Origin of the sequence: Pseudomonas sp. B329 (genome assembly GCF_023127835.1) — a bacterium.
Classification (GTDB): domain Bacteria; phylum Pseudomonadota; class Gammaproteobacteria; order Pseudomonadales; family Pseudomonadaceae; genus Aquipseudomonas; species Aquipseudomonas synxantha_A.
This window is the reverse complement of sequence record NZ_SPKP01000058.1, coordinates 199,961-209,990: the sequence shown is the minus strand read 5'-3', so window position 1 is coordinate 209,990 and position 10,030 is coordinate 199,961. Positions and strand designations below refer to the sequence as shown.

General features: G+C 59.4%; 6 protein-coding genes. 5 read left to right on the top strand and 1 reads right to left on the bottom strand.

Features of this window, described 5'->3' with window-relative positions; genetic code table 11:
• On the bottom strand, positions 1-2,740 hold a 2,740-nt coding region (locus E4P00_RS25995), incomplete at its 3' end, for a retention module-containing protein (RefSeq protein WP_248133322.1).
• A gap of 338 nt (positions 2,741-3,078) precedes the next feature.
• Between E4P00_RS25995 and E4P00_RS25990 the strand changes: the two genes are divergently transcribed.
• The 5 genes from E4P00_RS25990 (at position 3,079) to E4P00_RS25970 (ending at position 9,988) form a co-directional block, all read left to right on the top strand.
• A complete protein-coding gene (locus tag E4P00_RS25990; protein ID WP_032878517.1) occupies positions 3,079-4,434 on the top strand; it encodes a TolC family outer membrane protein in 1,356 nt (451 codons plus the stop codon).
• A gap of 41 nt (positions 4,435-4,475) precedes the next feature.
• Positions 4,476-6,632, top strand: coding sequence for a type I secretion system permease/ATPase (locus E4P00_RS25985; RefSeq protein ID WP_005783538.1), 2,157 nt, complete (start codon positions 4,476-4,478; stop codon positions 6,630-6,632).
• The gene (locus tag E4P00_RS25980) at positions 6,622-7,986 is read left to right on the top strand and encodes an HlyD family type I secretion periplasmic adaptor subunit (RefSeq protein WP_223018066.1); all 1,365 of its coding nucleotides are present in this window, start codon (positions 6,622-6,624) and stop codon (positions 7,984-7,986) included. The genes E4P00_RS25985 and E4P00_RS25980 overlap by 11 nt, the downstream gene beginning before the upstream one ends.
• Positions 7,987-8,201: 215 nt before the next feature.
• Complete coding sequence (locus tag E4P00_RS25975; protein ID WP_248133321.1) at positions 8,202-9,086, top strand: TauD/TfdA family dioxygenase; 885 nt, start codon at positions 8,202-8,204, stop codon at positions 9,084-9,086.
• 77 nt (positions 9,087-9,163) lie between these two features.
• Positions 9,164-9,988, top strand: a complete 825-nt coding sequence (locus tag E4P00_RS25970) for a hypothetical protein (RefSeq protein ID WP_032878514.1) — start codon at positions 9,164-9,166, stop codon at positions 9,986-9,988.
• The last annotated feature ends 42 nt before the right edge of the window (positions 9,989-10,030 follow it).

The window sequence follows — 10,030 nt, the reverse complement described above, 5'->3', positions numbered from 1 at the left end:
CAGTGCCCGCTTTATTCGAAAGCGTAGCGGTGTACGTAATTTGACCACCTTCATTCGCTTCAGACGGTGCAGTCAGCGTGACAGTGGTGGTGTTATCGGTGCCCGGAGTGTCAGTCACGGTCGTGGTGACTTTATCGGTCCCTGGAACCAGATTTTCGAAGTGCTCACCGCCGGTCACGCCGCTGATAGCAGTAGTGACGGTTTGATCGCCTTTGTAAACATCATCCGGCGCTACGGTGGTAACGGTGCCGCTCGACTGATTCACACCAATGGTGATGGTCTGACCGTTATCCAGAGTGACAGTCAACGGATTAGTGATGTTAGTCACCGGCGCACCGTTCTTATCCACAAGGCTGGCGGTGTAAACGATATTGCCGCCTTCACCGACGGTGGTGGTAGCGGTCAGGACCACATCGACCTTGTCGATGGTGTCGTTGATCGTGGTGGTGGCGCCGTTGCCCGCGACTTCCAACTTCTCGAAGTTGCCGCCAGAAGCGTCAGTGATCTGGACCGTCTGGGTGCTCTTATCGATAAACACATCATCGGTCGGCGCAGGCACGGTCACGGTGCCGACGGTATCGCCGGCCTTGATAGTGATCGACGAGCCATTATCCAACTTCAACGTAACGTCAGTGCCCGCCTTGTTGGAAAGCGTAGCGGTGTACGTAATCTGCCCGCCCTCATTCGCCTCGGTCGGCGCAGTCAGCGTAACGGTAGTAGTGTCGATCGAATCGGTGATCGTGGTGACTGCCGCAGTTGTGTTCGGCACCAGGCTTTCAAAGTTGCCGCCAGTCGCGCTGGTGATGGTGGTGCTGACCGTGCTGCCGTTGACGTAGACATCATTGGGCGCGGTGTCCACGACCACGCTGCCGACAGACTCGCCCGCCTTGATGGTGATTACCGAGCCATTGCTCAAGGTAACGTTTACCGGGGTTTGCGCCGGGTTGGTCAAGGTGGCGGTGTAGGTGATCTGGCCACCTTCGGTCACGGTCGAGCTTGCGGTCAGGGTGACGGTGGTGGCATCGATCGAATCAGTAATGGTGGTGACCGCAGGCGTAGTGCTCGGTACCAGGTTTTCGAAGTTGCCGCCGGTTGCACCGGTAATGGTGGTGCTGACGGTCGAACCGTTGTTATAGACGTCGTTAGCCGCAGTATCGACCACAACGGTGCCGGTTGACTCGCCAGCCTTGATGGTGATCACCGAGCCATTGCTCAAGGTAACGTTCACCGGGGTCTGCGCCGGATTGGTCAGGGTCGCGGTGTAGGTGATCTGGCCGCCTTCGGTCACGTTGCTGTTGGCTGTGAGGGTAACGGTGGTGGTGTCGACCGAATCGGTAATGGTGGTGACCGCAGGCGTAGTGCTCGGTACCAGGTTTTCGAAGTTGCCGCCGGTTGCACCGGTGATGGTGGTGCTGACGGTCGAACCGTTGTTATAGACGTCGTTAGCCGGAGTATCGACCACAACGGTGCCGGTCGACTCGCCAGCCTTGATGGTGATCACCGAGCCATTGCTCAAGGTGACATTCACCGGGGTCTGCGCCGGGTTGGTCAGGGTGGCGGTGTAGGTGATCTGGCCGCCTTCGGTCACGTTGCTGTTGGCTGTGAGGGTAACGGTGGTGGTGTCGACCGAATCGGTAATGGTGGTGACCGCTGGCGTAGTGCTCGGTACCAGGTTTTCGAAGTTGCCGCCGGTTGCACCGGTAATGGTGGTGCTGACGGTCGAGCCATTGTTATAGACGTCGTTAGCCGGGGTATCGACCACAACGGTACCTGTCGATTCACCGGCCTTGATGGTGATCACCGAGCCATTGCTCAAGGTGACATTCACCGGGGTTTGCGCCGGGTTGGTCAGGGTGGCGGTGTAGGTGATCTGGCCGCCTTCCGTCACGGTATTGCCCGCCGTCAGCGTGACGGTGGTGGTGTCGATGGTGTCGGTGATCTGCGTTACGGCCGGGTTAGGGTCGATGGTCAATACCAGGTTGCCGCCGCCGGTGGTACCGGTAACGCCGACGCTGATCTGGCCCGGGTCGATGTACGGGCTGTCGTTAGGGGCCAGAGGCACATTGACGGTGCCGGTCAACTGGCCCGACGGGATGGTAATCACCGCGCCATTGGTCAAGGTGACGGTCAGGTCGCTGGTGGAGGGCCGCGTCACGGTAGCGGTGTAGGTCAGCACGCCGCCCGCTTCGGTGATGGTCGGCGTCGCGCTCAGGGTCAGGGTCGAAGGCTGCAACACCTGGTTGCCCGAGTCCGCCGAGCCTGGCGCTCCGCTCAGGGCGTTGAGTGCCGAAGTGCCTTGGCCGATAGGTGCAGTCGGGAAGCCGATGGTCGGGTCGACACGGCCGGCGGTCGCGTCCAGCACCACGAAGCTGTGGCCACCCCCGGCGGCACCATTACCGGTAGCGTTTGCGCCTGCGGCGGTGGCTTCCAGGTCGGTGGTCGGGTCGGCGCCGGCGGCGATGGCTTGTTGCAGCTCGGCAACCGATGGTGCGGCTTGCTCGGCAGCGGCGGCCAAGTCGGCGCTGGAGTCCGGCAGATCGGCGCTCCACTGGGTTTCCCGGCCCAGGTCCAGAATGCGGCCGTCGGCCAGTTCCAGGCTGACTGCGCCCGACATGCCTGTGTCGATCTGGTCGCCTGCAAACAGGCGGTCACCTTCTACAAGGACGCGACGTGTTCCTTCCGGAGAAATAACGAAAACTTGACCAACAATGCTTTTGACGATGGCAACAACACTGCTCATTAAAATTTTCTCCGGCGATCCGTTTCGACAAATTCCATTTCGCAGCGCGCTATTAGCGCTGCCAATTGGGAGGGCGTAGTCTATATATGTATTGACGTCAAATATTTGGCTAGATTTTTTAGCGATCTAGTTTGTGCCAAAGTATTGACCTTATGGTCGCCATCCTAAACAATCGCCTCTGTAATGTCACATTGATATTTATGCGGCGAACCGTCCTACATGTGTGAAGCAGTTCCGCTTTTTGAACTTTCCGACGTACGGTCATTACGGTAGCCATTATCCGACGCAGCGGTAGTCATCGCTGTGATTTGAGACAAGAAGTCCTGGGGAATTTTTTAATGCGTCTGCACCTGTTCAAGGCAATACCGTTCGTTCTCGCCGCCAGTTTCGTACAAGCCCAGACACTGCCCCAAGCCATGCAGCAGGCATTGGATGTACACCCGGAAATCCAGGCGGGTGTAAACAGCCGTATCGCCGCCGATTACCAATTGCGCGCCGCCCAAGGTGGTTACCTGCCGCGTGTCGACCTGAACGCCGGTTACGGTCGTCAAGGGACTGACAACGCCACCACCCGCGCCAACAACCCCAGCGGCAACCACTGGGACACGCTTAACCGCGGTGAATCCAGCCTGCGTCTGCAGCAAATGATTTTTGACGGTTTCGCTACCTCCAGCGAAGTCGGGCGTCAACAAGCCAACGTTAATTCCCGTGCCTACTCCTTGCTGGGTACTTCCGAGCGCACAGCGCTGACCGTTGCTCAGGTTTACCTGGAAGTGCTGACCCGTCGTGAGTTTGTGCGCCTGGCCGAAGACAACCTGCGCAACCACGAGCGCATCTACGATCAGATCAAGTTGCGCACGGAGCGCGGCGTCGGCAACGGTGCCGACCAGGACCAGGCCGAAGCGCGTCTGGCCCAGGCCCGCAACAACTTGATCACCGAGCAAACCAACCTGGCCGACGCGCAGGTCAACTACCTCAGCGCCGTAGGCCAGATGCCGGACCAACTCGAGCGCCCGGCCCCGTTCATGGCCATGCTGCCGGCAGACCTGAATGAAGCCCGTCGCCAGATGCTCGACAACAGCCCGGTCCTGCGCTCGGCCGAGTCGGATATCTCCGCCGCCGAGAAGCAGTACGAAGCCGCCAAATCCACCTTCTACCCGCGCTTTGACGCCGAGCTTGGCACCAACGCCGACAACAACGTCTCCGGTGATCCCAACCACAGCAACGGCTGGGAAGCCATGGTGCGCATGCGCTTCAACCTGTTTGCCGGTGGCAGCAACAAGGCTGACCTGCAATCGAAGTCCTACCAGGCCAACCAGGCTCTGGATATTCGCAACAACGCCTTGCGCCAACTCAACGAAGAGCTAGGCTTGGCCTGGAACGCCTTGAGTAACGCCAACGCGCAATTGCCGGTCGCCCAGCAGTATGTGGATCACAGCACCCGCGTACGCACGTCCTACCAGCAGCAGTTCAGCCTTGGCCAACGTACCCTGTTGGATTTGCTCGACAGCGAGAATGAATTGTTCACCGCTTCCCGCCGCCTGGAAGAAATCAAGAACATTCAGTTATTTACTCAGTACCGAATCAAGGCGACCATGGGCGAATTGCTCAAGAGCCAGGGAGTGGTCGCACCGATGGCCTCCGTCGTGCAGAACGACGTGAAACCTAAAGTCCAACTGCCTGGGATGAATTGAGCCACCCCAATAGCCCCATCTGTTAGTCGAGAGTGCACCGCGTGGAATCTGAAATCGGTCGAGTTCATCTCAGTCATGATCCACGCGCTTTGCACGACGACCCGTTGCTCGACGGGTTGCTGGCGCTCTGCGCACTGCACCAGAAGCCTGCCAGCGCGGCCATGCTCACCACTGGCCTGCCGCTGCCCTCGCAACGCTTGAGTGCTGAACTGCTGCCGCGTGCTGCTGCGCGGGCCGGGCTGCAAGGCCGGCTGCTGCAACGCAAGCTGGAACAGATCCCGACGATTGCATTGCCGGCCCTGCTGTTGCTCAAGGACGGGCGCAGCACCGTGCTGGTGGGTTGGCAGGGCGACGATGAGGCGCGGGTGCTGCTCAGCGAAAGCGACGGCGGCGAAGTGCTGATCAAGCGCGAAGCATTGGCCGACGATTACATCGGCAAGGTCTTCTTCGCCCAGCCGCAACACAAATTCGACGTCAACCACGGCAGCCTGATTCCACGGGCGCGTTCGTGGTTCCGTGACACCCTCATGCGTTCGCGCTGGCTCTACACCGACGCCATCGCCGCCAGCTTCCTGATCAACATCATCGCCATGGCCGCGCCGCTGTTCGTGATGAACGTGTACGACCGCGTCGTACCGAACCAGGCCACCGCCACCCTGTGGGTGCTGGCCGTGGGCATCTGTGGCGCATACCTGTTCGACCTGATTCTCAAAAGCCTGCGCAGCCTGTGCCTGGACCTGGCCGGTAAAAAAACCGACCTGATCATCTCGGCCACGCTGTTCGAACGCATCGTCGGCATGTCCATGAAGTACCGCCCGGCGCGGGTCGGCAGCTTCGCCCAGAACATCCATGAGTTTCAAAGCCTGCGCGATTTTCTCGCGTCGCTGACCCTCACCAGCCTGATCGACCTGCCGTTCACGCTGCTGATCTTTATGGTGATCGCCATCCTCGGCGGGCACCTGGTGTGGATCCCGGTGTTGGCGTTCCCGCTTGCCCTGGGCATCGGCTATGCCCTGCAAAAGCCCTTGGTAGCCACCATGGAACGCACCATGGCCCTGGCCGCTGAACGCCAGTCGAGCCTGATCGAAACCCTCGCCGGGCTCGATGCGGTCAAGGTCAACAATGCCGAGAGCGAGCGCCAGTATGGCTGGGAGCAGACCATCGGCACCCTGAGCCGGCTTGAACTGCGGGTGAAGTTGCTGTCGGGCCTGTCGATGAACATGACCCTGCTGATCCAGCAATTGGCCGGCGTGATCATGATCGTATTCGGCGTGTACCAGATCATCGACGGCAACCTGAGTATGGGCGGCCTGATTGCCTGCTACATGCTCAGTGGCCGCGCCTTGAGCCCGCTGGCTTCGCTGTCGGGCCTGCTCACGCGCTACCAGCAGGCCAAGGTCACCATGACCTCGGTGGACCAAATGATGGAGCTGCCTCAAGAGCGCAATTTCGAAGAGCGCCCCATGAGCCGCCGTACTCTGCAAGGCGCCATCGAATGCCGGGGCCTGAATTTCACCTATCCCAACCAGCAGAACCTGGCGCTGAAGAACATCAACCTGGTGATCAAGCCCGGGGAAAAAATCGGCATCATTGGTCGTAGCGGCTCGGGCAAAAGCTCCCTGGCCAAACTGATCGTTGGCCTGTACCAGCCCGACTCCGGCGCCCTGCTGGTGGACGGCGTGGACGTGCGCCAGATCGACGTCAGCGAGTTGCGCCATAACATCGGCTACGTCGCCCAGGACATTCAGTTGCTCGCCGGCACTCTGCGCGACAACCTGGTCAGCGGTGCGCGCTACGTCGAAGACGAAATGGTGCTGCAAGCCGCCGAACTGGCCGGTGTACACGAATTCGCCCGTCTGCACCCCCAGGGCTACGAGTTGCAAGTGGGCGAGCGTGGTCAGAACCTCTCCGGCGGCCAGCGTCAGAACGTCGCCCTGGCCCGCGCGCTGTTGCTCAACCCGCCCATCCTGCTGCTGGACGAACCCACCAGCGCCATGGACAACACCGGTGAAGAACGCTTAAAACAACGCCTGCAAGCCGTGGTGCAAAACAAGACCGTGGTGCTGGTCACGCACCGAGCCTCACTGCTCTCGCTGGTGGACCGTCTGCTGGTGGTCGACCGTGGGCAGATTCTCGCGGACGGCCCGAAAGCCGTGGTCATGGAAGCGTTGAAGAAGGGGCAGATCAGTGTTGCTTAAGTCCATCAAGAGTGCGGTCGGCCGCTATTTCAAAGGCGCCGACTCGCTGCAGGGCCAGCCCCTGCCCGAGGTCAACAAAGCGCTGATCGAAGATGCCCCGCGCGTTATTCGCCTGACCATCTGGGCGATCATCGGGTTTTTCGTGTTCCTGGTGGTTTGGGCGGGTTTCTCCCAGATCGACGAAGTGACCCGTGGCGACGGCAAGGCGATTCCGTCGTCCAAATTGCAGAAAATCCAGAACCTGGAAGGCGGTATCGTCGCCGAGCTGTACGTCAAGGAAGGCCAGATCGTAGAGGCCGGTGCCCCGTTGATTCGCCTCGACGACACCCGGTTCGTTTCCAACGCCGGAGAAACCGAAGCCTTGCGCCTGGCCATGCAACTGCGCGTCGAGCGCCTGAGTGCGCAGGTGGATGATCGCCCACTGAACATCCCCGACGACGTACTCAAGGCCGCGCCGAGCCAGGCTGCCAACGAGCGCTCCTTGTATGAGAGCCGACGCCAGCAGCTGAAAGACGAAGTCGGCGGCCTGCAGGAGCAACTGGTACAGCGCCAGCAGGAACTGCGCGAGTTCACCTCCAAACAGGGCCAGTACCGCAGCCAGTTGTCCCTGCAGCGCCAGGAAATCAACATGTCCGAGCCACTGGTGGCGCAAGGCGCGGTATCGCCGGTGGAAGTGCTGCGCCTCAAGCGCGCCGAAATGGAAACCCGCGGCCAACTGGATGCCACCACCCTGGCAATCCCCCGCGCCGAATCGGCGATCAAGGAAGTGCAGCGCAAGATCGACGAAACCCGTGGCAAGTTCCGCAGTGAAGCCCTGACCCAGCTCAACGAGGCTCGCACTGAACTGAACAAGGCCGAGTCCACGGGCCGCGCGTTGGACGACCGGGTCAGCCGTACCCTGGTCACCTCGCCGGTGCGCGGGATCGTCAAGCAACTATTGGTCAACACGGTCGGCGGCGTGATCCAGCCGGGCAGCGACATGGTCGAAATCGTACCGCTGAACGACACCCTGCTGGTGGAAGCCAAAATCCGTCCGCAAGACATCGCTTTCCTGCACCCGGGGCAAGAAGCGGTGGTCAAGTTCACCGCCTATGACTACACCGTCTACGGCGGGCTGAAGGCCAAGCTCGAACGCATCGGTGCCGACACCATCACTGATGAAGACAAGAAAACCACTTACTACATGATCACCCTGCGTACCGACCGCAGCCACTTGGGCACCGATGAGAAGCCGTTGCTGATCATCCCGGGCATGGTTGCCTCGGTGGACATCATCACCGGCAAGAAAAGCATCCTCAGCTACCTGCTCAAACCGATCATCAAGGCGCGGGCCGAGGCGTTGCACGAGCGTTGATCTTCAGCGCCTGTACCGACCTCATCGCAGGCAAGCCAGCTCCCACATATGAATGTGTTCACAAATCAAAATGTGGGAGTGGGCTTGCCCCCGATGAGGCCCTCAGCATCCCCCAGCACCTCAAACCAAACGCCATATCGATATGCCCTAACAGTATTTAAACTTCCATTCTTATACCTATAAATTCACTTCCCTGTCCGCCGGGAGTGAATCCAATGTCCGCCACCGCTGCTGCCCCCACCACTGCCCAAACCTTCGATGTCCGGCCCTTCCCCGGCAGTGTAGGCGCCGAGATCATCGGCCTGGACTTATCCCGCCCGGTCAATGACCAGGACTTCGCCCGTATCCATCGCGCACATCTGGACCACCACGTCGTAGTGTTCCGCGACCAACGCATCACCCCCGAACAACAAATCGCGTTCAGCCGCCGTTTCGGTGTGCTGCAGATCCACGTGCTCAAACAATTCCTGCTGGCCAATCACCCGCAAATCCTGATCGTCTCCAACATCATCGAGAACGGCCAATCCATCGGCCTGGGGGATGCAGGCAAGTTCTGGCACTCGGACCTGTCGTACAAGGAACTGCCCAGCCTCGGCTCGATGCTGCACGCCCAGGAACTGCCTGCCGAAGGCGGTGACACCCTGTTCGCCGATATGCACAAAGCCTGGGAGCAACTGCCCGAGCACCTGCGCAAAGCCGTTGTAGGCCGCAGCGCTGCGCACTCCTACACGGCGCGCTACAGCGAAACCAAATTCGAAGGCAACTGGCGCCCGACCCTCACCCCCGAACAACTCGCCCAGGTCGCCGAAGTGGTGCACCCCATCGTGCGCACCCACCCGGAAAACGGCCGCAAGGCGCTGTTCGTCAGCGAAGGCTTCACCACCCGTATCGTCGGCCTGCCCGATGACGAAAGTCGTGAGTTGCTGGCCCAGCTCTATGCCCACAGCGTGCTGCCGGAAAACATCTACCGCCACCAGTGGCAGCCCCACGACCTGGTGTTCTGGGACAACCGCTCGCTGATCCACTTGGCCGCCGGTTGCCCAAGCCACCTGCGCCGCAAGTTGTATCGCACCACCATCCAGGGCGATGCGCCTTTCTGATTAGCCATCGGCCTCTAAAGCTTCCAATACTCTGGCCGATGGGGATAACCAGAAGACTTTCTGGTTGGAACAACGCTATGCACACTTCAAACAAGAATACATTGACGATTATCTCCGTCGTTTCGCTACTTATGCTTTTGGGTTTTTCCGGCTTGATCAAGGAAAACTACGTGTCAGCCGATACGGCGTTTTTACTATTGGCTTGTTCGGTCGCAACTGGTTTTTATGTGGTCCTGGCGTTTATTGAAAAAATCCTCGAACGGCTTTTCAAGGACTTCAAGGTCACTGTGATCTTCTGGGGCTTTTTGCTCGCGACCTTAGGTTACGTAGGACGACTGCGGGCGGTGGCCGACGTTAATGCAATTTTCCATGTCGATGCATCTGCTTTTCCTTTGACAATGATCGCTGGCACAACCCTTCACATGGCCAAGCTGATGTTTTGGCCTTGCATCGCCGTCGTGCTGATCACCGCATTTATTGTAGTGTTGATCTGTATGGGAAGTTATTTCGAAAGTGCCAGCTCTGCCGAGGAAAAATGGGGTGTGGTGGTTCCAGCAATAACGGCACTGATTACCTGCGGTATTGGTGCGCTGTTTATCAGTAGCAACTTGTCGCCGGAGCGCCGTGCCGAGATTTTGTACCGTACGGCTCACACGACAGACTTCAATGATACGTTTCGTTGCGCAGGTGTTGACGACCGGCAGTACAGCGCAATTTTCCTGGGGCCTGAACAGCGCCGCGTGCTGCTGGCTCCCAAGCTTCAGGAGTTCTCCTTGGAGAAGAAAGCGTATGTGTTAAAACGCGTTGAGGTGCCGGAGCACTTTCCGATTTTAGAGTGTGTTCCCAACAACCCGAAGCCCACCACTTGGCCGTCCCCTTACTCTTTCGATTCGGGCCAGTAATCATTGGCCCAGCAGTATTGGATCTGATTGCTGCTAGAATTG

Excerpts from the sequence above, each read along its gene's own strand:
- E4P00_RS25990 (WP_032878517.1), top strand. The coding sequence starts at position 3,079 with ATGCGTCTGCACCTGTTCAAGGCAATACCGTTCGTTCTCGCCGCCAGT.
- E4P00_RS25975 (WP_248133321.1), top strand. The coding sequence starts at position 8,202 with ATGTCCGCCACCGCTGCTGCCCCCACCACTGCCCAAACCTTCGATGTC.
- E4P00_RS25970 (WP_032878514.1), top strand. The coding sequence starts at position 9,164 with ATGCACACTTCAAACAAGAATACATTGACGATTATCTCCGTCGTTTCG.